Raw genomic sequence first — 26,015 nt, 5'->3', positions numbered from 1 at the left:
GCAGAGCCGGTCTCCTATCGGTAGCGATAGACCCGCAGGCTGGGTAGGAAGGGCTCGTCCTCGAGCTTCTCGTCGCGCCTTCTGGCGCGGGTGCGCTGCTCGGGGGGCGCGAGCGGGGGGAGGTTGTGGTCCGGCAGGCGGCCGTCGGGGCTGGGCACGAAGAGCGGCAGGGCGACGTTCATGGCGCGGCGGCTGCGGCCGTCGTCGAGGGGCTCCCGGTAGAAGAGGTTGGCGCGCATCAGCGGGGCCTGGCGCTGTACCTGGGCCAGCGGCTCTGCGCTTGGGATGCCGGCGAGCTTGCGCAGCTGGATGCGCACGTGGGCGGCCTCCGTATCGAGCTTCGTCAGCTTCTGCTCCGCCTCCTGCACCGTCAGGCGCTTGATGGAGCGCCCGCTCGCGTACCAGGCGAGCCGCACCCGGGCGAGGGGCGCCTCGGCCACGGGGATCGCTCGCCAGCACTGCTTGAGGTGCACTCTGGCGAGGCCCTGGCCGCGCAGGTGATCGTGCAGCTCCGGGTGGCGGAAGGGCAGCACCGCCTTCGCCTCGGGAATCAGCTCGGGTTCGCACTCCTTGATGCGGGCGAGCAGGGCGGCGAAGTCGGCCTTGGCGATGTTGGTGCGTGCCACCGCGTCCATCAGGGGCTCATCGGCGGCCACCAGCCCGATATGGGTGCGGGTGGCGCGGCCGTCCTGGCCATCCTGGTACCAGACATCCAGCAGGGCGTGGCGCAGCCAGGTCTCAGCGCGTTCGGCGCTTACCGTTTCCGGCTCGCCAAAGATCCAGCAGGCGCCGGGGCGGTAGCGATAGGCGGCCGACACCGCCTCGGCAGCCTCGAGCAGGGCGTCGAAGGCAGCCTCCAGTTCGGCCAGCAGGCGGTACGCGGGGCGTGGCATGGTGCTCAACGCGAAATCACGCTGCAGCGCTCTTCAGCAGAGGCCAGGCACCCTGTTTGGATGCCTCCAGAATCACGACTTCTACAATGGAGCCATCCTCGGCGTAGCTGATATGGGTGTTCCAGTCCTGGGAGGCCTCCTTCACGATCGGCTTGTCGGCCAGGTGGAGCACCAGGATATCGTCTGCTTCGTCATAGGTGGTTCTCATTTCAACCCTCCCGCTCCTGCAGTCCACGCTCGGCGCGCAGGATCATCTCGTCGATCTCGGTCTCGTCCATGGCGGGCTCGCCTGCAATGCGGTGGCTGCCATCCGCCCAGGCGCCGAGATCCAGCAGGCGGCAGCGCTCGCTGCAGAAGGGACGGTAGGCGTTCTTCTCGCTCCACACGACCTTCTTGCGGCACTGGGGGCAGGCGACTTCCAGGGGGCGTTGGGTGTTGCTCATGGGGCTCCTGTGGGTCAGTGTCGTTTATCGGCTTTCATGTAGACGTCATTACGCTCGCGTTTGCCGATGGCAATCACGACGACAACCAGTTCATTGTTTCTTACCTCGTAGACGAGGCGGTAACCAGCACTACGAAGCTTGATCTTGTATCTGTCGCGGTTGCCATGCAGACGGGCCGCCGGAATTGAGGGTGAATCCAGTATGGCGGTCAGCTTCTTCTTGAACTGAGCGCGAACACTTCCGTCCAGCTTTCGCCACTCTTTTAGCGCCTCCTTGCGGAAGCGTAACTCATAGGTCATCCAGACTCACCGCAATTTCAGGTTGCTGGCTGCGCTCATCGGCTATCCGGTTAAGCTCAGCATCCTCGAGTTTCTCAAGCAGCTCCTCATAGGCAGCGGCCGGGATGCAGTAGAAAGCGGGTTCATTCCGGTTGAGCACGGCAACCGGGAAGCCCTCGCCCGCAGCGACGGTAGCCATCGGATTCTTCTTGAGTTCGGAGATGCTGGCGGTGGTGTTAGCCAGGATGGTATGGGGCATGTGAATCACTCCTTATGCTTCAACTGCCAGCATTGTAGACCTTTTAAAAGTCTTTTAACAGGTCTTGGATCGCTCGCTCGTCAGCTCCCGATACCGCCGATCCAGCTCGGCGACCCGGCGGCGCATCTCCTCTTCGCTGCCGCCATTGTCCAGCACATCGTCGGCCCGGGCCAGGCGTTCGGCGCGGGGCATCTGGGCGGCGACGATGGCGCGGGCCTGGGCCTCGTCGACGTCGTCCCGGGCGGCGGTGCGCTCGATCTGCAGCGCCTCGGGGACGTCGATCACCAGGCAGCGATCGGCCATCTCGCTCTGGCCGGATTCGAACAGCAGCGGCGAGACCAGCAGCACGTAGGGGGCGCCTGAGGCCTCGAGGCGCGCCAGGTGCTCGACCAGCCGCGCGCGGATGCGCGGATGGGTGACGGACTCCAGCCAGCGGCGCTCCGCCGGGTCGGCGAAGACGATCTCCCTGAGCGCGCGGCGATTCAGGGTGCCGTCGTCGTTGAGCACCCGCCGGCCGAAGCGCTCGTGGATCTCCGCAAGGGCGGGCTCGCCGGGCTCGACCACTTCGCGGGCCACGTCGTCGGCGTCCACCCAGGGCACGCCCAGGGCCTCGAAGGCCCTGGCCACGGTGGACTTGCCCGAGGCGATGCCGCCGGTCACGCCTATGATCATCCCGTCATGCTCTCCCTGCTGTCGTCAGCCGATGCTGTGGGTCCATACAGTCTATGGAGTTTGAGCGAGAAGAGCGAGTGGGCGCCATTCCTACGACTTTAGGCGCAAGTTGGCGGTTAATTCATGCCCGCTCATGGACTTGCCATGGGCAAGGTAAGACCATTGGATCGCGAGATGTCATATCCTATGGAGGCATCCGTAGTCTCATTAGATTCCATCAGGTTTCCCAACCGTTCCCGCTAGGAGAGTCGCATGAGTGCTATCGTTCTTCTGGTCCTGGGTCTTGCCGCGATGGCTGCCGGGTACTTCCTGTACTCGAAGTTCATTGCCGAGAAGATCTATCGACTGGACCCCGACTTCAAGACGCCCGCCCACGAGTACGAGGACGGCGTCGACTTCGTGCCAACCAACCGCTTCGTGCTGTGGGGCCACCACTTCACCTCGGTGGCCGGGGCCGCGCCCATTGTGGGGCCCGCCATCGCCGTGATCTGGGGCTGGCTGCCGGCCTTCCTGTGGGTGGTGTTCGGCACCATCTTCTTCGCCGGGGTGCATGACTTCGGCGCCATCTGGGCCAGCGTACGCAACAAGGCCAAGTCCGTCGGCGCCCTGACCGGCGACGTGGTGGGCAAGCGCGCCCGCAGCATCTTCATGATCGTCATCTTCCTGGTGCTGCTGATGGTCAACGCGGTGTTCGCCGTGGTGATCGCGGGCCTGATGATGAACTTCTCCAGCGCCGTGGTCCCGGTGTGGGGCGCCATCCTGGTGGCGCTGATCATCGGCCAGCTGATCTACCGTCGCATGCTGAGCCTGCCGATGGTCTCCATCATCGGCGTGGTGGCGCTCTATGCGCTGATCGGCATCGGCCCCTCGGTGCCGATCCAGATGCCCGCCGAGGTGGCCGGCCTCTCCGGCAACGCGGTGTGGATCCTGATCCTGTTCGCCTATGCGGCCATCGCCTCGCTGCTGCCAGTGTGGGTGCTGCTCCAGCCCCGCGACTACATCAACGGCCTGCAGCTCTTCATCGGCCTGATCATCCTCTACGGCGCCATCGTGCTGATGAACCCGACCCTGGTGGCCCCGGCGTTCAACACCAACGTACCGGCCGGCACGCCCTCGCTGTTGCCGCTGCTCTTCGTGACCATCGCCTGTGGCGCCATCTCCGGCTTCCACGGCCTGGTCTCCTCCGGTACCACCTCCAAGCAGCTCAACCGCGAGACCGATGCCCGCTTCGTCGGCTACTTCGGCGCCGTGGGCGAGGGCATGCTGGCCCTGGCCGCCATCCTGGCCGCCACCGCCGGCTTCGCCACCTTCGGCGACTGGCAGGCGATGTACAGCGCCTTCGGCCAGGGCGGCGTGAATGCCTTCGTCGAGGGCGGTGCCTTCATCATCCATAACGGCATCGGCCTGCCCGAGGCTACCGCGGCGACCCTGCTCACCGTGATGGCGGCGCTGTTCGCCGGCACCACCATGGATACCGGCCTGCGCCTGCAGCGCTACATCTTCCAGGAGTGGGGCGAGATCTATAATCAGCAGTGGATGAAGAAGCCGGCCATCGCCACCTTCCTGGCCGTGGGCAGCTGCCTGCTGCTGGCCTTCGGCGCCGGCGGCGCGGATGGCTCCGGTGGCCTGATCATCTGGCCGCTGTTCGGCACCACCAACCAGCTGCTGGCGGGCCTGACCCTGCTGGTGATTACCGTGATGCTGGTGCGTCTGCGTCGCCCGATGTGGTACACCCTGGCGCCGCTCTGCTTCCTGCTGGTGATGACCATTGCCGCGCTCCTGATCCAGCTGCGCACCTTCTATCAGCAGGGCAACATGTTCCTGCTGGTGCTGGATGTCGTGGTGCTGATCGCCGCGATCATGGTGGCCATGGAGTGCGCCTCGGCGCTCAAGCGCTCCCGCGCGGAGATGGCCGCCGAGCAGAAGTGATGAAGGAGTGACCCATGAACGATGATCATGACCGCGATCATGATCCTCGTCTCGAACGGATTCGGGCCTGGCTTAGCCAGGCCCGTTTCTTCGCGGAGGAGGTCTACTCCTCCCGCTACCGGGGCGCCATCGCCCGCGCCCGTCGAGACGAGGATGACCTCTTCATGCTGCTGGTGTTCTCCGAGATGATGGGGGTGCCCAACCCGGCGGCCTATTACACCCTGGAGCTGCAGCCGCTGCTGCTGGAGCGCTTCCACGACTGGCACCGGCGTATGGGCATGGAGCGCTCGCCGCTGGATCATTTCAAGTGTTGCTGAGGCCCTGATGAAAGAACTGCTGAACAAACGCCTGCTGTGGGTGGGCGGCAAGGGCGGGGTCGGCAAGACCACGGTGGCCGCGGCCCTGGCGGTGCTGGCGGCGCGACGGGGCAGGAAGGTGCTGGTGGTCTCCACCGACCCGGCCCACAGCCTTGGCGACGTCTTCGACCGCGAGCTTGGCGACGTGCCGCGCCGGCTGTTACCCAACCTCGACGCCATGGAGATCGACCCCGATGCCGAGGTGGAGGCCCACCTGGCGCGGGTCACCGAGCAGATGCGCCGTTACGCCGCCCCGGAGATGATGAAGGAGCTGGAGCGGCAGATGCGCCTGACCCGGCAGTCGCCAGGCACCCAGGAGGCGGCGCTGCTGGAGCGGTTGTCGCGGCTGATCACCGATGACGAGGCCGACTGGGACCTGATCATCTTCGACACCGCGCCCACCGGCCACACCCTGCGCCTGCTGACCCTGCCCGAGGCCATGGCCGCCTGGACCGACGGCCTGCTGGCTCACAATCGCAAGTCGGAGGAGCTGGGCAAGGTCCTCTCGCACCTGACCCCCAAGCGCGGCCGCGACGTGGCCACCCCCTTCGACGATCCCCAGGAGGACCCGCTCGCCGACCTGGACGACAAGACCCGCGACGTAGCGAAGACGCTGATCGAGCGTCGGCGGCTCTTCCACCGGGCGCGGCGGCGCATCGAGAACGCCGAGGAGACCGGCTTCTTGTTCGTGCTGACCTCGGAGCGGCTGCCGATCCTCGAGACGGCGCGGGCCGTGGCGACCCTCGAGGAGGCCCATGTGCCGGTGGCCGGCACCCTGGTCAACCGGGTGATTCCCGAGGATGCCGACGGGGAGTTCCTGCGCGCCCGCCGGGAGCAGGAGGCGACCTACCTGGCCCGCATCGATCAGGAGCTTGGCCACCTGCCGCGCCCGCGGCTTCCCTGGCTGCCCACCGACGTCCAGGGCATCGCGATCCTCGAGGAACTGGCCGACCGGCTGGAGGGTGAGGGCTTCTAGCCCTGCGTCAGGCGCCGCCGCGGTGGCGCTCCAGCAGAGCCTCGCGCACCCACAGCACACCGCGCCCTAGCCACTCGTGCAGGGCGCGGGTGCTTTCGTTGAGGTGGTAGGCGCGCGGGATCCAGCCGTGCAGCCCTGGCGGCGGCGCGCTGGCGAACTCGGTCGGCGCGGCGATCACCGCAAGCCCCGCGCGTTCGAACTCGGCGATGGCCCGCGGCAGGTGCCAGGCCTGGGAGACCAGCGCCACCCGCTCGATGTCGGCGCCCGCCAGCATGGCGGCGCTGAAGCGTGCGTTCTCCGCGGTGTTCCGGCTCTCGCCCTCCAGCCATCGCACCGGCACCTCGAACACCTCGCGCAGCGCCGCGGCCATCAGACTCGCCTCGGCGCTGTGCTCGTCATGGACCCGCCCGCCACTGACCAGGATCGGCAGGCCGCTGCCCCGGTGCAGGTGGGCGCCATAGGCGAGCCGCCGCCAGGTGGGGTTGGAGGGGGCATCGCCCCAGCCGAACTCAGGGGCTACGTAGTCGCGCCCGCCCCCCAGGATGACGATAGCCTGGGCGCCGCGCAAAGTGCCGGGACCCTCCAGCGGCGCGGGCTCGAGTCCCTGGCGCAGGGCGTGGCTGACCCAGGGGGTGGCGAGCAGCAGCAGGCTTACGAGGCCGAGTGCGACCAGCAGCCCACCGGCTAGGCGCCGGGCCCCCAGAAGCAGGCCTGCCAGCACCAGCAGGACGTTGATCAGCGGCGGCAGCGCCAGGTACTTGAGCACGTCCATCAGCGTGGCCTCCCGATGCCGGTCTCGAGCAGGTCGAGGCGCCGCGTGGGCCAGTGCACCACGGCGGTGTGGCGGTGCATGCGCTCGGCGAGCCAGGGGTGACGCTCCTGGATCACGCGGCTCGCGAAATCGGCCAGGAAGTGCGACTTGAGCTCGGCCCTGGCGCGATCCACCCCCACCGCCCGGTAGGGGGTGGAGGCGAGCAGCATGAGGCCGTCATCGGGAATGCGCCCAGCGGCCATGTTGGCATCGATGATGTCGGCCGCGGTGCCGATGGGCTCGGCCAGGCTCGGGCCGTAGGGGCCGATGATCAGCGCGGTGTTGGGAAGGTGCAGGAAGTCGAAGCCGCGCCCTACGCAGATCACCCATTCGCGATGCTCGATATCGAGCTGGCGAGCCACACCGCGCAGGCTCGCCGTATGGGCCAGGTTGCCCTCGAGCAGCGGCAGCAGATCGCGGAGGATATCGGCCGGCATGTCCGGGCAGAGCGTAGCCACCCGGTGGTCGAGGTTCTCGCCGTCGTCGGCCTCGAACGTCCCGATATCCAGGGTCTGTTCTCCCTCGCCGTGCAGGATCAGGGCGTCTGAGTCGGTCTCGAAGCCGCATACCAGCGGGTAGACGTGCTGGTGGTCGGTGCCGAACAGCCGCTCGGCCTGGGCGCGGATCTCGCGGGCATGGGCCAGGGCGGCGCCGGCATCGCAGCCGAAGCCGGCGCAGCCGCGCAGCCGCTCCCCCCGGGAGAAGTGGTAGGTGATCATCAGGAGCGACCCGTGGCCCGCGCGGATCCCCTCGGCCACCGCCTCGGTCACCAGCTCCCCCAGGTAGGGCCAGCCCAGGTCGAAGATGCCACCGAGGTTGCGAAAGGGGGTGATGATGCCCAGCGGCGTACGGGTGGCGTGGGGAATATGAATGCGCCCGTCCATGCACTTCAGCACCAGCAGGCGGGTGGGGTGACGGGCCAGGTAGCGCTCCCGGGCCAGGCTGGCCGAGGGGCTGCAGTAGGTGTCGGCGTGCTGGCGGGAGAGGGCCAGCAGCGCCGCGATGCGCTCGGCGATGGGGCGGTCGTGGAGTGGGATGGGCATGGGGCTCCGAAAGGGCTCTTGTCGTTATGGGCCTATCCTCGCCCAGCCGCCGGCGGCTGCCAACCCGCCGTTCGGCGCATGCCCCCAGCATGCGCCCTACAGCTCTGTCTTCTCCTTGAATTCGCAAAGGTCCTCGATGACGCAGCTGCCGCAGCGCGGCTTGCGCGCCACGCAGGTGTAGCGGCCGTGGAGGATCAGCCAGTGGTGGGCGTCCTGGCGAAACTCCTTCGGAACATGGCGCAGCAGCTTCTTCTCGACCTCGACCACGTCCTTGCCCTTGGCAATACCGGTGCGATTGGAGACCCGGAAGATATGGGTGTCCACCGCGATGGTGGGCTGGCCGAAGGCGGTGTTGAGGATGACGTTGGCGGTCTTGCGGCCCACTCCGGGCAGCGCCTCCAGGGCGGCGCGGGTCTCGGGGACCTCGCCGCCGTGCTTGTCGAGCAGCAGGTGGCAGGTCTTCATCAGGTTCTCGGCCTTGGTGTTGAACAGGCCGATGGTCTTGATGTGATCCTTGAGCCCCTCGAGGCCGAGCTCGATGATCGCCTGGGGGGTGTTGGCGATGGGGAAGAGCCGGGCCGTGGCCTTGTTGACGCCGACGTCGGTGGCCTGGGCCGAGAGCAGCACCGCCGCGAGGAGCTCGAAGGGGGTCGTCCAGTGGAGCTCGGTGGTGGGCTCGGGGTTGTGCTCGCGCAGCCGCGCGAAGATTTCAAAGCGTTTCTGGGCGTTCATGGCGTCTTTTTCGTTTTTCGGAAGCTCGGCCTTCGGGCTGTGTAAGTTATCCGGGCGCCTGCGGCGCCATTCGCCGGGCGGAGCCCAGCTCCCACCAGTAGTCTGAAGCGGTGGCAATACAGCCATTCGCTCGGCGGAGCCGGTCTCCTACCTGTAGCTTGGAGCGGTGGCGGCACAGCCGTTCGCTCGGCAGAGCCGATCTCTTACTAGTAGCTTGGGGCGGTGGCAACACTGCCATTCGCTTGGTGGGGCCCAGCTCCCATCAGTTGCCTGCTGCCACCGAGGCTGTTGCTTCTGGTGGGAGCCACGCTCTGCGGGGCGAATAGACGGATGGCGACACCGCTGGGCGCCTGCGGCGCCATTCGCCGGGCGGAGCCCAGCTCCCACCAGTAGTCTCCGGCCTTGGTGACTAACACGCCATCACCGTGACCTGCTCCTTCTGGGACCAGTAGGTTGAAGCGATTTAGACTTCGCCTTCGCCCAGCGGTGTGATTCCGCTTAATCGGCCGTGTCAGCCTGCTCAAGCGCGCTTCTGGCCTCGGCCAGCAGCCGCTCGGCCTCGGGGAGCTGGGCGCGGGCGGTGGCCTCGGCGTTGGCGTCGCCGCGGCGCCGGGCGCTCTCCAGCTGCTGCTGCACGCGCTTGACGGCCTGCTCGGCGGCCTTGAGGGCCATCTGGCGCTGTCGCTTCACCGCTGGGCCTGCGGTGGCAGGGCCCGAGCCGCCGGGGCGGCGCTGCTGCATCAGCCGCTTCTGGCGCTCCAGGCGCTTTTCCTTGGCCTCCCGGGCCAGGCGCGCCTGGCGGGCGCGGTGGCGGTTGCGCCCGAGCTCGGCACGTCGGGCCAGGTAGGTGTCGCGCTGCGCTTCGCTCTTTGCAGCCTGCCAGGCAGGGTGGGGGACGAGATCGATGCAGTCCACCGGGCAGGGCGCCACGCAGAGCTCGCATCCGGTGCACTCATCAACGATCACCGTATGCATGCGCTTGGCCGCGCCGAGGATGGCGTCCACCGGGCAGGCCTGGATGCACTTGGTGCAGCCGATGCACTCGTCCTCGCGGATCACCGCGGCCAGCGGCAGTTGGGCGGGCTCCGTCAGGGGCTCTACCGGCAGGCCGGTGAGCGCCGCCAGGCGTACAAGCGTTGCCTCGCCGCCAGGCGGGCAGCGGTTGATGGGCTCGCCCGCGGCGATCGCCTCGGCGTAGGGGAGGCAGCCATCGAAGCCGCACTTGCCGCACTGGGTCTGCGGCAGCAGGGCGTCGATGGCCGCGATCCGCTCGCGCTGGCTCACCGCCTCAGGTCACCCGCTGGCCGGGCTCGGCACCGGTGTCCGGCGAGAGCAGGTAGATGCCCTCGTCGTTGGCCGAGGCCAGCACCATCCCCTCGGAGAGGCCGAAGCGCATCTTGCGCGGGGCGAGGTTGGCCACCATCACGGTGAGCCGGCCCTCCAGGGCCTCGGGGGCATAGGCGCTGCGGATGCCGGAGAACACCGTGCGGGTCTCGCCGCCCAGGTCCAGGGTCAGCTTGAGCAGCTTATCGGCGCCCTCGACGTACTCCGCCTTGGCGATCCGCGCGATGCGCAGGTCCACCTTGGCGAAGTCCTCGAAGCCGATCTCCGGGGCGATGGGTGTCTCGGCCAGGGGGCCCTTCGGGGTCTCCTTGAGCTTCTGTTCTTCCACCAGGTCCTCCTTTGACGCCGCCATCATGGCGTCGATCTTCTCCCGCTCCACGCGGGTCATCAGCGGCTTGAACTTGGCGATCTCGTGATCCAGCAGCACCGAATGGCGGCTGTGCCAGTCGAGGCTGTCGAGCTTGAGGAACGCGCGGGCGTCCTCGGCCATGGCCGGCACCACCGGTGCCAGGTAGATCATCAGCTGGCGGAACAGGTTGAGGCCCACCGAGCAGATGTCGAGGACCTCCTGCTCGCGGCCCTCCTGCTTGGCCAGCACCCAGGGCTCGGCGTCGGCGATGTAGGTGTTGGCCTCATCGGCCAGCTCCATCACCCGACGCATGGCGCGGCCGAACTCGCGGGCCTCGAAGAACTCGGCGATCTCATCGCCGGCGGCGATGAAACGCGCCACCATCTCCGGCTCGGCGCAGTGGGACGAGAGCCTGCCGCCGCCGAGCTTCTTGACGAAGCCGGCGCAGCGGCTGGCGATGTTGACTACCTTGCCGACCAGGTCGCTGTTGACCCGGGCGGCGAAGTCCTCGAGGTTGAGGTCCAGGTCGTCCACCCGGGAAGTGAGCTTGGCGGCGAAGTAGTAGCGCAGGTACTCCGGGTTCAGGAAGTCCGCGTAGGTGGCGGCCTTGATGAAGGTGCCGCGTGACTTGGACATCTTGGCACCGTTCACCGTCACGAAGCCGTGGCAGTTGACTGCGGTGGGGGTGCGGAAGTCGGCGCCGTGGAGCATGGCCGGCCAGAACAGGGCGTGGAAGTAGACGATGTCCTTGCCGATGAAGTGGTAGACCTCGGCCTGGCTGTCCCTGTGCCAGAAGGCGTCGAAGTCCAGGCCCTTGCGGTCGCAGAGGTTCTTGAAGCTGGCCAGGTAGCCGATGGGGGCGTCCAGCCAGACGTAGAAATACTTGCCCGGGGCGTCGGGAATCTCGAAGCCGAAGTAGGGAGCGTCGCGGGAGATGTCCCACTCGTTGAAGCCGGCCTCGAACCACTCCACCAGCTTGTTGCGGATCTGGGGCTGGACGTGGCCGTCGTTGATCCACTCATGCAGGAAGTCGGCGAAGTCCGGCAGCTTGAAGAAGTAGTGGGTGGAGCTTCTCACCTCAGGGGTGGCGCCGGAGATGGCCGACACCGGGTCGATCAGCTCCGCCGGGGTATAGGTGGCGCCGCACGCCTCGCAGTTGTCGCCGTACTGGTCGTCCGCCTTGCACTTGGGGCAGGTGCCTTTGATGAAGCGGTCGGCCAGGAACAGCCCCTTGACCGGATCATACATCTGCTCGATGTCGCGGGTGGCGATATGGCCCTTGTCGCGCAGGCGGGTGTAGATCAGCTCGCTGAAGTAGCGGTTCTCGTCGGAGTGGGTCGAGTGGTAGTTGTCGAAGGCCACGCCGAAGGTGGCGAAGTCCGCCTGGTGCTCCTGGCTGACGCGATCGATCAGTGCCTCGGGGGTGATTCCCTCCTGCTCGGCGCGCAGCATGATGGCGGTGCCGTGGGCGTCGTCGGCGCAGACATAGTGGCACTCGTGGCCGCGGCTCTTCTGGAAGCGCACCCAGATATCGGTCTGGATGTACTCGAGCAGGTGGCCGAGGTGGATGGCGCCGTTGGCGTATGGCAGGGCGCTGGTAACCAGGATCTGGCGCTTGGCGGTCGTCGACATGTCGGCTCTGGATTCCCATGAAAATCAGGCCGTCGATTGTAGCGGTCTTGGGGCGTGGCTGCACCCGGGGGCGGTCTCACGAGGCGTCGTTATCCTGCCTAGTATCGTCGGCCATCAGCATGTCGTGGTCGCGGGGCGGCTGGCACTGGGTATGCGTGCCCGCGGCCAGGTAGTGGCGCAGGATCGGCTCCATGCCCTTGAGCACCTGAACCGGCAGGGCCGAGGTGAAGCGGAAGCGGTCCGACTCGCTGCCGGCCACGTAGGCGGTGAGGGTGCCGAAGTGGTCGTCGCCCAGGTAGAAGACGAAGGTGGCGGTGCGGTTGCGCGCTTCGGAGTGCACCACCTGGCCGGAGCGGGTGACGGTCTGGAAGCGGTTGTTGCCGGTGCCGGTCTTGCCGCCGAGGGTCAGCGGGGTGTCGTCGTCCAGCCGGAAGCTGCCCTGCAGGCGGCGGGCGGTGCCGCCCTCCACCACCTGGGAGAGGGTGTGGCGCAGCACCGCGGCCACCTCCGGCGCCATGACCTGGCGGGCGCGGCCGTGGTCAGGCAGGAAGCGGGTCTCGTAGGGGGTGCCCTCGGCCAGGTGCAGGTCGTCGATGCGTAGGGTGGGCAGCCGCACCCCGTCGTTGAGGATGATGCCCATCAGCTCGGCCAGGGCCGCGGGGCGATCCCCCGAGCTGCCCACCGCGGTGGCCAGCGACGGCACCAGGTGGTCGAAGGGGTAGCCGAGCCGCGCCCAGCGCTGGTGGATGTCGAGGAAGGCCTCGACCTCCAGCATGGTGCGGATGCGGGTGTCGCGGGCGCTACGGTGGCGGGTGCGCAGCAGCCAGCCGTAGACCTCCTGGCGCGCCTCGCGGCTGGCGGCCTCGGCGTCGGCATAGCCGGCGTCGGGCTGGTCCTGCAGGAAGCCCACCAGCCACAGCTCCAGCGGATGCACGCCGGCGATATAGCCCTGGTCGGAGAGGGTGAGGGCGCTGGGGTCGCTGCCCTCGAACAGCACGCTGGGCCGGAAGCTGGCGTCGCGGCCGCCCAGCCGCTCGGCGACGAAGGCGGTAAAGCCGATGGGGTCCGCCTCCGGGTAGAGATAGCGGTAGACCGCCGCCAGCCGCCGCGCGCCGGGGCGGAGCCCTCCGAGGAAGGCCTCCAGGCGCTCCTCGGGCGGCAACGCCTGGTACTTGCGCCAGAAGCGTTGCAGGAACACCCGGCCCTCGCGATCGGCGAAGCTCGCCAGGTAGTCCAGGCGGCGGGGGTCGCCGTCATCCTCGAGGAGCTGTCGCCGGTCGGCGTCCCGATGGATGCTGTAGTTCACGAGGTCGCGCATCACGCGAATGAAGGGCAGGTTGAGGGACTCCCGCATGGCCTCCTCGAGGGTGGGGTTGCGGCCGTTGTCCTCGCGCCGGAAGTTGCTGAAAGTGTGGCGCCCGCCCCCGGTGAAGAAGGCCTCGTGGGGGCTCGCCGAGTAGCGGCGCTGCATGGCCTGGGTGAGCAGCTCGTCGAGCGGCACCTCCGGGGTGGCGATCAGCCGCTCGATCACCCAGCGGCTCAGGTGGTCCTGGCGGTCCACCGGGATCTGGCGCAGGGTGTCGGCGGGCAGACCGGCGTGGCGGGCGTGCAGCTCGGCGATCACCTCCAGGTAGGTGGCCAGCACCCTGAGCTTGGCGGTGGAGCCAAGCTCCAGCTTGCTCCCCTCGTTGATATCGAAGGGCTGGCCGCTGTTGTCGGTCTGCACCCGCACCCGGAACCCCTCCTCGCTGCGCTCGAAGAGGGTGAAGCTGTAGCGCACCTCGGCGGTCTTCTCCGGGGCGAGCAGGCGCTCGCCGAAGAGGCCGATCTCGCCGGCGAAGGCCGGGTCGGCGATCCGATACAGGTAGTCGGTGATCTCGACCTGCAGGTCGGGGTGCAGGGTGGTGCGTGCGGTCAGATCCAGGCGGTCCAGCTCGTGGAGCGAGACGCCCAGCATCCCCGCCAGGCGGGTGCGTGCCACCTGCAGCCCCTTGTCGCGGGGCACCCGATGGGCCACCGGGGCCGCCTGGAAGTCCCGGAACACCAGGCGCTGGGCAAGGGCCGCCTCGCTCAGCTCGACGGGCAGCACGCCCTCGCTGGCGAGCAGCCTCAGGTGGCTGTCGGTCAGCCGTTCCAGGGCCTCTCGGCCGCCCCGCAGGTACCAGGAGGGGCGGCGCTGGGCGATCATCAGCGCGAGCACCTGGCGCGTTGCCAGCCCCCGGCGCGCCAGGGCATCGGGGCCGTTGAAGTCCGGCACCAGCAGGCGGTTGATCTCGTCGGGGTCGGCGCCGAACCAGACCCACAGGCCGTCGGCGAGGCCATGCACCTCGCCGTGGCCGGGGGCGGCGGCCAGCGGCACGCTGTTGAGGTAGTCCAGGGCGATATCCTGGCGGGCGGTGAGGGTCTCGGGGCCGTGGCGATACCCGCGTACGCTGGCCGAGGCCATCTGGCGCAGCTTTTCCATGGGGGTGTCGGTGCGCCCGCCGGGGGAGTGACGATACTTCTCGATCTGGGTGGCCAGGGTGCTGCCGCCGGCGGACTGGTCCGAGACATCCAGGGCCCGGCTCGCCTGGGATAGGGCGGCGCGGGCGAAGCGTGGCCAGTCCACCGCGGGGTTGGCGTTGGGGGCGCTGGCGTCGAGCAGCTGGCGGTTCTCGATGAACAGCAGCATCTCCAGCACCAGCGGCGGCACGGCGTCGAAGTGGGGAAAGTGGCGCCCGGGGTGGCGGTAGGCGTAGAGCCTCTCGCCGGTGCAGCTCTCCAGGGTCAGACCGGTACGGGTCTTCTCGTCATAGGGGGGGAAGAGCCCGTGGTTGACATACTCCATCAGCGCCGGGGAGAAGCGCGCCTGGCGCTCCACCAGGAAGCCACGCTCCACCAGCCGCGACTGGAAGGCGGGCAGCCGGGTGTAGCCGAGCCGCTCGTCGAAGGGGCCGTGGGTAGGGGCGAGCAGACGCTCGCTGCGTCCCGGGGCGACAGTCCAGGTCAGGGTGGCGGCGTAGCGGGAGAGCTCCTGGGACTGGAAGCGCGAGGTGCGCGCCTCGGCCACCAGCAGGGTCGCCAGCGCACTGGCCACCAGCGCGAGGAACAGCAGCAGCCACAGGCCGAGGTGCCGCCGCTTCCTGGGTGGGGGCTCGGCCGACAGACCGGCGCCCGGTGGCCGCGGCCAGCCGGGATCGAGAAGCGGCTCCTGGGAGTCCAGCCTGCCCATACGCTACCTCCGCCATGGCCCGGTACGAATGCGTACTTCCTTCCATGAGCGTAGAACGATTCTGGCGTTTGAGTAGCGGAATGTAACTATCTGGATGCGGTGTTTCGATAGACGCCGAAGTGGGTGAGGCCGCGATCATGGAGGTGCAGGGCCTGCAGGCGGCTCATCACCCCCTGGTCGCAGTAGAGGAGGTAGCGGCGATCGTCCGGCAGGGCCTCGGCTCGCTGCTGCAGCTCGTAGAAGGGGATCTCCAGGCGCGGTACCTCGGGCAGTGCAAGGGGGGCCTCGTCACGTTCGTGGGGGGCGCGGATATCGATCACGCTGATGGCCTCGTCCGTATCGAGGGCTTCCTTGGCGCTGAGCGTCAGCGGCTCGGCCGGGCCGGCGTCGGTGGCGGCCGGCGGGGCGGCGAGCTCGTCGGAGCGGGTGAGCGTGGCGGCCTCGATGGCGGCATCCAGCACGCCGAAGTCGAAGCCCGCCTCGGCCTCGGCGATCTGGTCGCGGCGCGCCCGGGTATTGGGACGGCGGGAGATGACGCCGCAGTACTCCGGCATCGCCTCGGCGAAGCGTGCGGTATCGATCCGACGGGCCTGGTCGATGATCGCCTGCTTGTCCTCGGTGAGCAGCGGGCGCAGCACCGGCAGGGAGCTTGCCTCGTCGATCAGCGCCAGGTTGGTCAGGGTCTGGCTGGAGACCTGGGCGATGGCGTCGCCGGTGACCAGGGCCGGCACCCGGGCGCGCTGGGCGATGCGCGAGGCGGCGCGCACCATCATGCGCTTGAGCACCACCCCCATGAGGCTATCGGGCACCGTCTTGAGGATCTCGGCCACCACCGGCTCGAAGGGCACCGAGATGAAGTTGACCCGATGCGACAGGCTGTAGCGCTGCCAGAGGTGGTGGGTGACCTCGCGAACGCCGCGCTCGTGCTCGGGGCCGCCCAGGTTGAAGAAGAGGAAGTGGGTCTTGATGCCGCGGCGAATCATGCGCCAGGCGGCCACCGGCGAGTCGTAGCCGCCGGAAATCAGCGCCATGGCCTGGCCCTGCATGCCCAGCGGATAGCCGCCGAGCCCCGGCCAGCGCTGGCGGATCAGGCGCAGGCGAGCGTCCACCACCTGCACCGGCACCTCGACCTCGGCGTGGCGCAGATCGACCCGCGCTGTGGGGGCCGCGGCAAGCAGCTGGGTGCCCAGGTGGCGCTCCATGTCGGCAGAGGTGAAGTCGTGCTCGCCGCGGCGCTTGGCGGTGACCCGGAAGCGCCGCCCGGCGATGGCTTGCTGCCATAGCGGAACCACCTGCCTGGCGATGTCCTCGAGGCCGGTGAAGCCGACCTCCTCGACCGCCTGTACCTCGTGGATACCGGGAATGCGGGTCAGCCGTGCCTGCATCTCCTCCCGATGCCCAGGGGAGAGATCCTCGGGCACCGCCACCTGCAGGATGTCCCAGCGCTCCTGGACCTTCACCCGCGGGTCAAGCGGGCGCAGGGTATTGCGTACGTTGGAAGCGAGGCAGCGGATCATGTGGCGCCGCACGGAGCGTGACTTGATGGTGATCTCGGGGAACAGCTTGAGCAGATAGTACATCGTGAAAATTCTGTAAAGCTTTTGTAGAAACAGTGCCTTACAGTTTACCAGACTCGGCGGGCAGGGGCCCGCAACGATGACGCCCGGCAGGGCCGAGCGTCCAGGGCGTGCTTGAGAGATGCCGGAAAGGCGGGGAGGGGGTGGGCAGAGGCGGCCGCGAGCGGCGTTCAGTAGAGCGCCTGCTCCTCATCCACCACTTCCTTGAGCAGTTCCAGGAAGAGTCGGTCGGCCTCGGAGTGCTCGGCCGGATCCTCGGGGATGTGAACGCTGGTGGTCTCCGAGATCTCGTTGGCGATACGCGCCATCACCGCGCTGCCGCCGCCCTCGGGCAGGTGGCGCCGGGCGATCTCGAGGGACTGGTCGAGGATCTTCGGATCCTGCAGCAGCTTCTTGATGAAACCACGCAGTTCGTTGATGACCCGGGTCTTCTGGATTTCCGATGAGGACATGGCCTTCTCCTTGGGTAGCGTTGCCGTGCCGCAGTGGCGTGACGATATCACGTTTGATCGCTTCGGGAGAGAGGCGGGCGCTGACCCTGGGCGGGGCATCGACGGGACGGGACGCTACAGTGTAATCCCTGGCTTACGTCAAGAAAGTGCGATTTCGTCGGCTCGCCGAAGCGAAGTGAGTGGACAAGTGGCCACATAAGATTACACTGGGTAACAAACAGGGCGGGCATCAGTCTAAAGTGCTGAGCCTCTCCTCTGGCTGGCGACTACCTTTCTGGTAATCCCGCTGGCTCAGGAGCTAGGAGCACGGGAAAGGATGCGCCATTCCGGCGAGCAGGAGCTGCGCCGGGAATGCGACCCGAACAAGAAACAACACACTCCAGCCGGGTATCGACCGTCGTCAGCGCCCGGGGATCATGCAAAAGGGAACCATCATGACACGCGCCACCGTAGTTACCCGTTACCTTCACGACCGGCGTCGTCTCGCCGGCGCCGCCGTCGTCGGCTCCGCCCTGACGCTGCTGCCGCTGGCCGCCGCCGTGGCCCAGAGCCTGCCGCCGGGGCTCGCTCAGCCCGGCTCCACCGACTTGACCGAGGTGGTGCGCCAGGCGCTCGCCACCAACCCTGAGGTGCACGCGGCCTGGAACGGCCTGCGCGCCGCGGGCAACGACGTGGGCGTGGCCCGCGGCAACTACCTGCCGAGCATCGATGCCGCCGCCGGTATCGGCCGTGAAGACCGCCAGGATGATGGTCGTGGCAGCTATGAGACCACCTTCGCCGAGCTGACCCTGAGCCAGATGATCTGGGACGGCTTCGCTACCCGCAGCGAAGTGGAGCGGCTCGATCGGGCCAAGCTGGTGCGCTACTACGAACTGCTCGGGGCCAGCGAGAACGTCGCCCTGGAAGCCTCCCGCGCCTACCTGGACGTGAGCCGCTACCGCGAGCTGGTGCGCCTGGCCCAGGACAACTATGCCGACCACCTGCGCGTCTTCAACCAGATCGAAGAGCGGGTGCAGTCCGGCGCCGGGCGCGGCGTCGACCTGGAGCAGATCAGCGGCCGCCTGGCCCTGGCCGAATCCAACCTGATGACCGAGGCCTCCAACCTCCACGACGTCACCGCCCGCTACCAGCGCATCGTCGGCCGGCTCCCCGCCGAGAACCTGGCGCCGGCGCCGCAGCTGGATAACCGCCTGCCGCCCAGCGTGGCCGAGGCGGTGAACCTGGCCTTCCAGGGCAACCCCGAGTTCCACGCCGCCATCGAGAACATCGAGGCGAGTCGCGCCCAGCAGGCCGGCACCCGGGCCGGCTTCCAGCCGCGCCTGGACCTGCGCGGCCGTGCAGGCACCTACGACAGCAACGACGGCAGCTTCGATCCGCTGGGCCGTCGTGACCGCCACAGCATCGAGCTGGTGGCCAGCATGAACCTCTACCGCGGCGGCAGCGACCTGGCCTCGTTCCGCGCCGCCAGCGACCGCGTCGAGCAGTCGATCAACCAGCGCGAGGTGGTGTGTCACAACATCCGCCAGACCACCCAGATCGCCTACAACGACACCCGCCGCCTGCGGGAGCAGATGCAGTACCTGAACCAGCACCGCCAGTCCATCGATCGGGTGCGCGGCGCCTACCAGCAGCAGTTCGATATCGGCCAGCGCACCCTGCTCGACGTGCTGGACAGCGAGAACGAGTTCTTCGAGGCCAGCCGCGCCTTCGTCAACGCCCAGTACGACGTGGCCCTGGCCGACGCCCGCACCCTGGCCGCCATGGGGCAGCTGATGCCCACCCTGGGCGTGGTGCGCGACGACATGCCGACCCTGGCCGAGATGGGCAGCGATGGCGTGGCGCTCAACCCCGACGTGGTCTGTCCGGTCGAGGGGCCCATGGGCTTCACCCTGCAGGACTTCACCGGCGGGATCAGCGCGCCGGCTCCGACGCGGGCACCGGACGTGACCCTTTCCGCCGATGCGCTGTTTGCCATCAACAGCGCCGAGCTCTCCGCCGAGTCCCGCGGGGAGCTCGGCCAGTTGGCGCAGCAGATTCGCGGCATGAGCAATCTGGAGCGCGTGTTTATCGCCGGCCACGCCGACAGCACCGGTAACGATGCCATCAACGATCCGCTCTCCCAGCGGCGCGCCGACAGCGTGGCCGGCTATCTGGTGAGCCAGGGCGTGGAGCGCGGCCTGGTGCAGACCCGCGGCTACGGCTCCCGCCAGCCGGTGGCCACCAACGATACCGTGGAGGGACGTCGCCAGAACCGCCGCGTGGAGGTGACCCTGGAGCGGGTGGGCGAGAACCTGGATCTCGGCTTCGCGCCGGTCGAGGCTCAGCCGCAGGCGCTGGCCGCTGGCAGCGATGCCGTCTCGCGGGCCTGGGCCGAACCGTCCCCGGTCACCCTCTACACCGAGGCCGGTGTGATCCGGGCAGAGCTCGAACAGGTCGCCGAGGTGGCCCCTTCCGGCACCTTCCTCCAGGTCGCCGCCCTGCGTGACCAGCACAGTGCCCTGGGGCTTGGCGAGCGGCTCTCCACCGAGCTGAACCTGCCGATGCAGCTGGACAGCTCGGGCAGCCTGCACCGCGTGCAGCTGGGCCCGGTCGCTCCCGCCGAGGCGCGTGCACTTCAGCAGCGGCTCGCCGCGATGGGGTACGGTGACAGCTATACGGTAAAGGGATGATCGTGATCTGATGCGGGGTGTCACCACTGACCCCGCTTGTCCTCTCTCCTTCGGCCCTGCCAGCCTCGCTGGCAGGGCCTCTCCCCTGATGAGGTGTTCGTGAGCCAGAGAGAATCCCTGGACCCCCCGGAGGCGCCGGGCTCCCGCTCGGCGGTTCACGATGAGCTGCTGGAGTGCCTGCAGAGCGTCGCCACCCTGCATGACCAGACCACCACCGCCGAAACCCTGACCGCTGGGCTGCCGCTGGAGGAGGGCAGGCTGACGCCGGGAGTCTTCCCGCGTGCCGCGGCCCGGGCGGGCATGACGGCGCGCTTGGTCAAGAGCCGCCTGGTGCAGCTCAACCCGGCGCTCTTCCCGGCAGTGCTGCTGCTGGAGCCGGGCCGCGCCTGCGTGCTGGTGGCACTGGACATCAAGGCACGCCGCGCCCGGGTGATCTTCCCGGAGCTGGGTGATGCGATCAGCGAGGTGAGCCTCGACGGCCTGCAGACCAGCTACTCCGGCCAGGCGATCTACGTGCGGCCGCGCTTCCACTTCGATGCCCGCGGCCCCGAGGTGAACAAGCAGCGCAGCCGCCACTGGTTCTGGGGCGTGGTTCGCGAGAACCGCAAGCTCTACCGCGACGTCATCGCCGGCTCGGTGATGATCAACCTCTTTGCGGTGGCGATGCCGCTGTTCGTGCTCAATGTCTATGACCGGGTGGTGCCCAACCACGCCACCGAGACGCTCTGGGTGCTGGCGGTGGGTATCTTCATCGTGCTCTGTTTCGATCTGGCGCTGCGGCTGATGCGCAACGCCTTCGTCGACCTGGCGGCGAGCCGGGCCGACGTCAAGCTCTCCTCCTCGATCATGGCCCGGGTGCTGGGGCTGCGCATGGAGGCGAGGCCCGCTTCCACCGGCTCCTTCGCGGCCACCCTGCAGTCCTATGAGTCGGTGCGGGGCTTCATCGGCTCGGCCACGGTGGTGGCCCTGGTCGACCTGCCCTTCGTGCTGATGTTCGCCGCCATCATCGCCCTGATCGGCCCGCCGCTGGTGATCCCGGTGCTGGTGGGCATCGCCTTCGTGCTGCTCTATGCCCTGGCGGCCCAGGGCAAGCTGCACGAGCTCTCCGAGACCACCTGGCGGGTCAGCGCCCAGCGCAACGCCACCCTGGTGGAATCGGTCTCCCAGCTCGAGACGGTCAAGGCGCTGCGCGCCGAGAGCCGCATCCAGGGCGTCTGGGAGAAGGCCTCGGCGTTCCTCTCCCGCACCTCCGCCCAGCTGCGCCTGGTGAGCTCCTCGGTCTCCAGCGTGGCGCTGTGGGCCCAGCACTCGGTGGCGGTCTGCGTGATCATCATCGGGGTCTACCTGATCATCGATGGCAACCTCACCCAGGGTGGGCTGATCGCCGCCTACCTGCTCTCCACGCGGGCCATGGCGCCGGTGAGCCAGGCCGCGGCCCTGCTGGCCCAGTACCACCAGTCCTCCACCGCGCTGCAGTCCCTCAACGGGGTGATGGAGCGACCGGTGGAGCGCCCCGAGGGCAAGGCCTTCGTCAGCCGTCCGGCGCTGCGCGGGGAGATTGCCTTCGACAAGGTCACCCTGCGCTACCCCGAGGAGGAGCGCGAGGCGCTGCGCGACGTGACGCTGAAGATCGACGCCGGCGAGAAAGTGGCGCTGCTGGGCCGTGTCGGCTGCGGCAAGACCACGCTCAACAAGCTGATCCTCGGTCTCTACCAGCCCAGCGCCGGGGCGGTGCTGGTCGATGGCGTCGACCTGCGCCAGATCGATCCCATTCAGCTGCGTCGCCAGATCGGCTATGTGCCCCAGGATGTCAGCCTCTTCTACGGCACCCTGCGCGAGAACATCGTCGCCGGCGGCGGCAGCGAGGGTGTCGACGACGAGGCGCTGCTGCGGGCGATCCGGCTCAGCGGCCTGGAGAGCCTGGTCAACGCCCACCCCCAGGGGGTGGACCTGCAGGTGGGCGAGCGCGGTCAGGCGCTCTCCGGCGGCCAGCGTCAGGCGGTGGCCATCGCACGGGCCCTGGTCAACGACCCGCAGATCCTGCTGCTCGACGAGCCGACCAGCTCCATGGACCACGCCAGCGAAGAGACCTTCAAGGCCAACCTCAAGCAGTTCGCCCGGGCCAAGACGATGATCGTCGTGACCCACCGTACCTCGCTGCTCTCGCTGGTGGATCGCATCATCGTGATCGACGGCGGCAAGGTGGTCGCCGACGGGCCGCGAGACAAGGTGGTGGAGGCCCTGCGCAAGGGCCAGATCGGGAGGGCGCGCTGATGGCCGGCAAGAGCAAGGACATGCGCAGTGCCGAACAGCGCGGCTTCGAGGCGATCGGGCGATTCTCCGAGAGCGGCGGCAAGGTCTTCCGCCCCTTCATGGATCGCCTCTTCGCCCGGCGCGTCACCGCGGCGCACCTCAACCGTGACTGGGCCAGCGACGCCGACTGGGCGCGCATGCAGCAGGACCCCATCCGCGCTCGTGCCTTCCTCTATGTGGTGCTTCTCACCGTGGTGGCACTGCTGGTGTGGTCCTGGTTTGCCGCCATCGACGAGGTGACCCGCGGCGCCGGTCGGGTGATTCCCTCCAGCCAGCTGCAACGGGTGCAGACCTTCGACGGTGGTGTGGTGCAGGAGATCCTGGTGCGCGAGGGGCAGCTGGTGGAGGCGGGTCAGGTGCTGATGCGCATCGACCCCACCCGCTTCGTCGCCACCTTCCGGGAGAACCGCGCTCAGGCGCTGTCGCTCCAGGCGCGGGCCGAGCGCCTGCGGGCGCTGATCACCGACACGCCCTTCGACCCCTCGGAAGAGTTGCGCGCCGAGGCGCCGGGTATCGTCGCCCAGGAACGGGAGGTCTACGAGAGCCGCCGCGAGGAGCTGCGCGAGCAGGAGAACATCCTGCGCGACCGCATTCGCCAGCGGGAAGAGGAGCTGCGCGAAGCCCAGGCCCGGCGGGATACCGCCCAGCGCGAGGCCAACATGGCCAGCCAGGAGCTCAACCTGACCCGGCCGCTGCTGCAGTCCGGGGCGGTCTCCGAGGTGGATATCCTGCGCCTGCAGCGCGAGGTCTCCCGCGCCACCGGCGAGCGAAACCAGGCCGCTGCCTCGGTCTCGCGTCTGGAGTCGGCCGTGGAGGAGGCGCGCACCCAGCTGCGCGAGCTCGGCATCGAACGGCGCAGCGACTGGCGCAACGACCTGGCCCAGGTGATGGGCGATCTCTCCGCCCTGGACGAGTCCAGTGCCGGCCTGCAGGACCGCGTGCGCCTGGCCGAGGTGCGCTCGCCGGTGGACGGCGTGGTGCAGCGGCTCAATATCAACACCATCGGCGGGGTGGCCCAGCAGGGGCAGGAGGTAGTGGAGATCGTGCCCAGCGACGACCAGCTGCTGGTCGAGGCGCGCATCGCTCCTCAGGACATCGCCTTCCTGCGCCCCGGGCAGCCGGCCACCATCAAGCTCACCGCCTACGACTTCGCCATCTACGGCGGCCTGCAGGCGGAGCTCGACCACATCAGCGCCGACACCATCACCGATGACAACGACAACACCTTCTATCTGGTGCGCGTGCGCGCCCTGGACGGCGAAGAGGTCAACCAGCAGCTCGCCGTGATTCCCGGCATGACCGCCCAGGTGGACATCATGACCGGCAAGCGCACCGTGATGCAGTTCATGCTCAAACCCGTGCTGCGGGCCTGGAGCGATTCCTTGGGAGAGCGATAGATGGCGATCTACTTCATCAGTCAGGGACGCGACGAGATCCCCCGCTGGCGCGAGGCCTTCGCCACCGCCCGGTACATTGGGCCCGGGGAAGCGAGCGCGCATGTCGCAGAGGGCGATCTAGCCTGGGTGGTTTGCTCGCAGGCGGCATGGCCAGCGCTGGTGAATGAACTGGCCAAGGCGGGAGCGCGTGTCGCCGTGCTTAGCTACCGGCCGGAGGCGCGGGAAGCAATGCAGGCCCTGGAGGCTGGGGCGCGAGGTTACGCCCATGTGCTTTCGCCTCCGGCGCTGCTTCGACAGCTGGAAGTGGTAGTGGCCAATCAGGGCGTCTGGGTCCCCCCGGAGCTGATGGCGCGAGTCGTAGGTGGGGCGTTTCAGGCCCTGGGTGGACTGGCGCAGACTCAGCTGGAGGAGCTCGAGGTGCTGACTGAGCGCGAGCGAGCGGTCACGCTGGCCGTGCTCGAGGGGCAGAGCAACAAGGAGGTGGCCCGCGAACTCGGCATCACCGAGCGCACCGTCAAGGCGCATCTCGGAGCGGTGTTCCACAAGCTCGGCGTGCGAGACCGCATGCAGTTACTGCGCCGCCTATCGCGGGTCAGCGGTGCCCTGCTTGATACAGGTCAGGCCTGAGGTCGTTTCGCCCGTGGTGACATGGGCGTTTTCCTGCCGCGGTACCACACTTTTGATACAGGCAGCCTGACTCTTCTCGTAGCTGCCCCCTGCAGGAGTGACTGCCATGAGCACTGCGACTCTCATCGCCCTGAATGGACAGGCCTGGGCTCGCACACCCGATGGCCAGCTTCGTGAGCTGAGCATCGGTGATGCCCTGCAGCCCGGGGAGTTTCTCGTCACCGGTACCAACAGCCGCGCCGTTCTGGATGTGATTGACTCGCCGGCTACTCTTGAAATAGGTGGCGGTCGAGTGGTCGAGATGGCCCCCGAGGTGCTCGAGACGGCGGCTGGCGCCGCGAGCGACAGCCCCCGCGACGATAGGGAGCTAGAGGCGCTGCTCGCCGCCCTGGAAGAGCCTGAGGTCGATCTGCTGGCGGTTCTTGACCCCGCTGCCGCTGGGCCGGGCGCTGGAGGCGAGCAGGGTGGCCATGACTTCGTGCGGCTGCCCCGGATCGTCGAGAACGTCGACCCCTTGAGCTACGAATTCGACCAGGCCGGTGGACGCGAGCTGCCGGAAGCCCGAGATACTGCTCCGGTAGCGCCTGCTTCGCCCGCCGAGGCGGCCACTGCCGTGCCCGTGGCCCCTGAGCCCCCGGCTGAGCCGGAAGACCCCACCGAGCCAGACGATCCGACCGAGCCGGAAGATCCCGCCGAGCCGGAAGACCCGGTCGAGCCGGCAGATCCCACCGAGCCGGAAGACCCGGTCGAGCCGGAAGATCCCGCCGAGCCGGCAGACCCGGTCGAGCCGGAAGATCCCGCCGAGCCGGAAGACCCGGTCGAGCCGGAAGACCCGGTCGAGCCGGAAGATCCCGCGCCAATTACCTATATCGCCCATGCGCATACCGTCGGGGCCTCCAATGCGGGCACCATGGCCAATGCCAACGCCCTCAAGGAGACCAACCATCAGAGTGCGGATGTTTATCGTACTGATGACGGGTTCTACGCCGTGGACCACCGAGCGGCAAGCGATGACCCTGCCGCCATCGAGCCAGGCGAGGCGCTGCTGTTCCAGCTCTTCGAGCCAGTCGATACTGTCTCCTTCGAGGTTACTGGGCCAATCATTGGCGCCTCCTACCATCTCTATAACCCCGACGGTGTAAGAATCTTCGAGGGCAGCCTGGATGCGCTGGCGTCCGATCAGGGTGTTGTTGTCATCGAGCACGATAGCGACTTCAGCTACATTGCCTTTCTCGGTGGCAGCAGCGGCCCCGGACAGAGCGGAGAGGGCAGCGCCTTTGCAGTCAGGCCCGTCGCACTCGAACCCGGGGGGGCGATGGTCGGCAGCGACGTTGACGCGGACGCGGACAGTGAGCTTACTTCACTGGAGGGTGTCCTGATGATGGGTGAGGCTGCCATGGACGACGAGGGTGAGGCGCTCACCACCTACCGACTTGGCGAGGATGGGGCGCTGGATCTCCGCGACCTGCTAAGCGAGTGGGAGGGCGACAGCGATACTCTGAGCGTAACCGGTCATTCCAAGGCGTGCCGGTTTCCGCTTGCCTTATACGTCGCGTAGTGGCTGGATCAGGGCCACCGCGACCTTCCACTGCCGGTGATCTTCCGACTGCACGAGGACGGTCTTGCGGTTGATCTTGATGACGCGACCGAACACCTGACCCTCGCGACTCTCAAAAGAGACGGCCTGCCCCAGGGTCAGGCGGCTCAACACCGCCATCTCCTGACGGGCCTGGAGTTCATCGATACGGCGGCAGATAAGGTCGTTGAGCGCCAGGAGCTGGTCGAGGCTCATGTCGTCGATACGCATGGGAAACCGGGTCTCGTGCATCGGGAAAGGCGCTACCTTGCCCGATGCGCAGGAGAGTGTCGATTCAGCGTTCGATGTCGGAGCGCAGCGGCGTGTCGGCGAACTGGGTCTTCCAGCGACGCGGTGTCAGCTCGTCGACCCGTGAGGCGGGATGAAGCGCCACGCGCTGGAGGACATCGACCAGATAGGTGTAGGGGTCGACGCCCTGCAGCCGGCAGGTGGTCAGCAGGCTCTGCACGATGCCG

The 26,015-nt window shown here is 68.1% G+C and carries 24 protein-coding genes; 8 read left to right on the top strand and 16 right to left on the bottom strand.

Annotated elements, in window-relative coordinates:
* Positions 1-14 precede the first annotated feature (14 nt).
* Genes DER72_RS12435 through coaE form a run of 6 tightly spaced genes read right to left on the bottom strand, consistent with a single transcriptional unit; the run spans position 15 to position 2,545 of the window.
* On the bottom strand, positions 15-893 hold the full coding sequence (locus DER72_RS12435) for a DNA replication terminus site-binding protein (protein WP_110070308.1): 879 nt from the start codon (positions 891-893) through the stop codon (positions 15-17).
* A gap of 16 nt (positions 894-909) precedes the next feature.
* On the bottom strand, positions 910-1,101 hold the full coding sequence (locus DER72_RS12430; protein WP_110070307.1) for a DUF2283 domain-containing protein: 192 nt from the start codon (positions 1,099-1,101) through the stop codon (positions 910-912).
* A 1-nt stretch (position 1,102) separates the two neighbouring features.
* A complete protein-coding gene (gene yacG / locus DER72_RS12425) occupies positions 1,103-1,336 on the bottom strand; it encodes a DNA gyrase inhibitor YacG (RefSeq protein WP_110070306.1) in 234 nt (77 codons plus the stop codon).
* A 14-nt stretch (positions 1,337-1,350) separates the two neighbouring features.
* The gene (locus DER72_RS12420) at positions 1,351-1,635 is read right to left on the bottom strand and encodes a type II toxin-antitoxin system RelE/ParE family toxin (RefSeq protein ID WP_110070305.1); all 285 of its coding nucleotides are present in this window, start codon (positions 1,633-1,635) and stop codon (positions 1,351-1,353) included.
* Positions 1,625-1,873 carry a type II toxin-antitoxin system Phd/YefM family antitoxin gene (locus tag DER72_RS12415; RefSeq protein WP_110070304.1) on the bottom strand — a complete coding sequence of 83 codons (249 nt, stop codon included), beginning with the start codon at positions 1,871-1,873 and terminating at the stop codon, positions 1,625-1,627. The genes DER72_RS12420 and DER72_RS12415 overlap by 11 nt, the downstream gene beginning before the upstream one ends.
* A 54-nt stretch (positions 1,874-1,927) precedes the next feature.
* Complete coding sequence (gene coaE / locus DER72_RS12410; protein WP_110070303.1) at positions 1,928-2,545, bottom strand: dephospho-CoA kinase; 618 nt, start codon at positions 2,543-2,545, stop codon at positions 1,928-1,930.
* A 252-nt stretch (positions 2,546-2,797) separates the two neighbouring features.
* Here coaE and DER72_RS12405 point away from each other — a divergent pair, with 252 nt between their 5' ends.
* From DER72_RS12405 to DER72_RS12395, 3 genes are read left to right on the top strand one after another with little or no spacing between them, the layout of a single operon-like run.
* A complete protein-coding gene (locus DER72_RS12405; protein WP_110070302.1) occupies positions 2,798-4,474 on the top strand; it encodes a carbon starvation protein A in 1,677 nt (558 codons plus the stop codon).
* Positions 4,475-4,488: 14 nt separating this feature from the next.
* Entirely contained in the window at positions 4,489-4,791 is a 303-nt protein-coding gene (locus tag DER72_RS12400) for a cory-CC-star protein (protein ID WP_110070301.1), read from the top strand.
* Positions 4,792-4,798: 7 nt separating this feature from the next.
* Entirely contained in the window at positions 4,799-5,806 is a 1,008-nt protein-coding gene (locus tag DER72_RS12395) for a TRC40/GET3/ArsA family transport-energizing ATPase (protein ID WP_110070300.1), read from the top strand.
* Between the two features lie 7 nt (positions 5,807-5,813).
* Here DER72_RS12395 and DER72_RS12390 read toward each other — a convergent pair whose 3' ends face one another.
* The 8 genes from DER72_RS12390 to DER72_RS12355 form a co-directional block, all read right to left on the bottom strand.
* A complete protein-coding gene (locus DER72_RS12390) occupies positions 5,814-6,578 on the bottom strand; it encodes a YdcF family protein (RefSeq protein ID WP_110070299.1) in 765 nt (254 codons plus the stop codon).
* A complete protein-coding gene (locus DER72_RS12385) occupies positions 6,578-7,660 on the bottom strand; it encodes a hypothetical protein (RefSeq protein ID WP_110070298.1) in 1,083 nt (360 codons plus the stop codon). Before DER72_RS12385 ends, DER72_RS12390 begins: the two co-directional genes overlap by 1 nt.
* Positions 7,661-7,756: 96 nt before the next feature.
* On the bottom strand, positions 7,757-8,392 hold the full coding sequence (gene nth / locus DER72_RS12380) for an endonuclease III (protein ID WP_110070297.1): 636 nt from the start codon (positions 8,390-8,392) through the stop codon (positions 7,757-7,759).
* Between the two features lie 498 nt (positions 8,393-8,890).
* Positions 8,891-9,676, bottom strand: a complete 786-nt coding sequence (locus DER72_RS12375; protein ID WP_110070296.1) for an RnfABCDGE type electron transport complex subunit B — start codon at positions 9,674-9,676, stop codon at positions 8,891-8,893.
* Between the two features lie 4 nt (positions 9,677-9,680).
* The gene (metG, locus tag DER72_RS12370; RefSeq protein ID WP_110070295.1) at positions 9,681-11,717 is read right to left on the bottom strand and encodes a methionine--tRNA ligase; all 2,037 of its coding nucleotides are present in this window, start codon (positions 11,715-11,717) and stop codon (positions 9,681-9,683) included.
* Positions 11,718-11,793: 76 nt separating this feature from the next.
* Entirely contained in the window at positions 11,794-14,928 is a 3,135-nt protein-coding gene (locus tag DER72_RS12365) for a transglycosylase domain-containing protein (RefSeq protein WP_110070294.1), read from the bottom strand.
* Positions 14,929-15,014: 86 nt separating this feature from the next.
* Positions 15,015-16,508 (bottom strand): tRNA uracil 4-sulfurtransferase ThiI, encoded by a 1,494-nt coding sequence (thiI, locus tag DER72_RS12360; protein ID WP_110070293.1) that lies wholly within the window; start codon positions 16,506-16,508, stop codon positions 15,015-15,017.
* A 167-nt stretch (positions 16,509-16,675) separates the two neighbouring features.
* Positions 16,676-16,957 (bottom strand): hypothetical protein, encoded by a 282-nt coding sequence (locus tag DER72_RS12355; protein WP_110070292.1) that lies wholly within the window; start codon positions 16,955-16,957, stop codon positions 16,676-16,678.
* Positions 16,958-17,391: 434 nt separating this feature from the next.
* On the opposite strand from DER72_RS12355, the gene DER72_RS12350 reads away from it, so the two are divergent.
* The 5 genes from DER72_RS12350 (at position 17,392) to DER72_RS16045 (ending at position 25,521) form a co-directional block, all read left to right on the top strand.
* Positions 17,392-19,626 carry a TolC family outer membrane protein gene (locus DER72_RS12350; RefSeq protein WP_110070291.1) on the top strand — a complete coding sequence of 745 codons (2,235 nt, stop codon included), beginning with the start codon at positions 17,392-17,394 and terminating at the stop codon, positions 19,624-19,626.
* Between the two features lie 99 nt (positions 19,627-19,725).
* A complete protein-coding gene (locus DER72_RS12345) occupies positions 19,726-21,900 on the top strand; it encodes a type I secretion system permease/ATPase (RefSeq protein WP_110070290.1) in 2,175 nt (724 codons plus the stop codon).
* Positions 21,900-23,336, top strand: a complete 1,437-nt coding sequence (locus DER72_RS12340) for an HlyD family type I secretion periplasmic adaptor subunit (RefSeq protein ID WP_110070289.1) — start codon at positions 21,900-21,902, stop codon at positions 23,334-23,336. Before DER72_RS12345 ends, DER72_RS12340 begins: the two co-directional genes overlap by 1 nt.
* Positions 23,337-23,963 (top strand): response regulator transcription factor, encoded by a 627-nt coding sequence (locus tag DER72_RS12335; protein WP_110070288.1) that lies wholly within the window; start codon positions 23,337-23,339, stop codon positions 23,961-23,963.
* 106 nt (positions 23,964-24,069) lie between these two features.
* Positions 24,070-25,521, top strand: a complete 1,452-nt coding sequence (locus tag DER72_RS16045) for a retention module-containing protein (RefSeq protein ID WP_146209057.1) — start codon at positions 24,070-24,072, stop codon at positions 25,519-25,521.
* Here the strand turns inward: DER72_RS16045 and DER72_RS12320 are convergent.
* The gene (locus DER72_RS12320; RefSeq protein WP_110070346.1) at positions 25,507-25,770 is read right to left on the bottom strand and encodes a transposase; all 264 of its coding nucleotides are present in this window, start codon (positions 25,768-25,770) and stop codon (positions 25,507-25,509) included. The two genes, DER72_RS16045 and DER72_RS12320, sit on opposite strands and share 15 nt — an antisense overlap.
* Positions 25,771-25,834: 64 nt before the next feature.
* Positions 25,835-26,015 (bottom strand): transposase domain-containing protein (locus DER72_RS12315; RefSeq protein WP_146209056.1); only part of this gene is annotated, 181 nt, incomplete at its 5' end.

This window comes from Halomonas sp. A11-A (assembly GCF_003182195.1).
GTDB classification, from domain to species: domain Bacteria; phylum Pseudomonadota; class Gammaproteobacteria; order Pseudomonadales; family Halomonadaceae; genus Halomonas; species Halomonas alkalicola.
Note: the sequence above shows the minus strand (reverse complement) of the source record. Positions and strands in the feature narration are given on the sequence as shown.

Coding starts and splice junctions, on each gene's coding strand:
- DER72_RS12350 (WP_110070291.1), top strand. CDS start 17,392: ATGACACGCGCCACCGTAGTTACCCGTTACCTTCACGACCGGCGTCGT.
- DER72_RS12415 (WP_110070304.1), bottom strand. CDS start 1,873: ATGCCCCATACCATCCTGGCTAACACCACCGCCAGCATCTCCGAACTC.
- metG (WP_110070295.1), bottom strand. CDS start 11,717: ATGTCGACGACCGCCAAGCGCCAGATCCTGGTTACCAGCGCCCTGCCA.
- DER72_RS12390 (WP_110070299.1), bottom strand. CDS start 6,578: ATGGACGTGCTCAAGTACCTGGCGCTGCCGCCGCTGATCAACGTCCTG.
- DER72_RS12320 (WP_110070346.1), bottom strand. CDS start 25,770: ATGCGTATCGACGACATGAGCCTCGACCAGCTCCTGGCGCTCAACGAC.
- DER72_RS12355 (WP_110070292.1), bottom strand. CDS start 16,957: ATGTCCTCATCGGAAATCCAGAAGACCCGGGTCATCAACGAACTGCGT.
- coaE (WP_110070303.1), bottom strand. CDS start 2,545: ATGATCATAGGCGTGACCGGCGGCATCGCCTCGGGCAAGTCCACCGTG.
- DER72_RS12335 (WP_110070288.1), top strand. CDS start 23,337: ATGGCGATCTACTTCATCAGTCAGGGACGCGACGAGATCCCCCGCTGG.
- nth (WP_110070297.1), bottom strand. CDS start 8,392: ATGAACGCCCAGAAACGCTTTGAAATCTTCGCGCGGCTGCGCGAGCAC.
- yacG (WP_110070306.1), bottom strand. CDS start 1,336: ATGAGCAACACCCAACGCCCCCTGGAAGTCGCCTGCCCCCAGTGCCGC.
- DER72_RS12365 (WP_110070294.1), bottom strand. CDS start 14,928: ATGGGCAGGCTGGACTCCCAGGAGCCGCTTCTCGATCCCGGCTGGCCG.
- thiI (WP_110070293.1), bottom strand. CDS start 16,508: ATGTACTATCTGCTCAAGCTGTTCCCCGAGATCACCATCAAGTCACGC.
- DER72_RS12430 (WP_110070307.1), bottom strand. CDS start 1,101: ATGAGAACCACCTATGACGAAGCAGACGATATCCTGGTGCTCCACCTG.
- DER72_RS12385 (WP_110070298.1), bottom strand. CDS start 7,660: ATGCCCATCCCACTCCACGACCGCCCCATCGCCGAGCGCATCGCGGCG.
- DER72_RS12400 (WP_110070301.1), top strand. CDS start 4,489: ATGAACGATGATCATGACCGCGATCATGATCCTCGTCTCGAACGGATT.
- DER72_RS16045 (WP_146209057.1), top strand. CDS start 24,070: ATGAGCACTGCGACTCTCATCGCCCTGAATGGACAGGCCTGGGCTCGC.
- DER72_RS12340 (WP_110070289.1), top strand. CDS start 21,900: ATGGCCGGCAAGAGCAAGGACATGCGCAGTGCCGAACAGCGCGGCTTC.
- DER72_RS12395 (WP_110070300.1), top strand. CDS start 4,799: ATGAAAGAACTGCTGAACAAACGCCTGCTGTGGGTGGGCGGCAAGGGC.
- DER72_RS12420 (WP_110070305.1), bottom strand. CDS start 1,635: ATGACCTATGAGTTACGCTTCCGCAAGGAGGCGCTAAAAGAGTGGCGA.
- DER72_RS12405 (WP_110070302.1), top strand. CDS start 2,798: ATGAGTGCTATCGTTCTTCTGGTCCTGGGTCTTGCCGCGATGGCTGCC.
- DER72_RS12435 (WP_110070308.1), bottom strand. CDS start 893: ATGCCACGCCCCGCGTACCGCCTGCTGGCCGAACTGGAGGCTGCCTTC.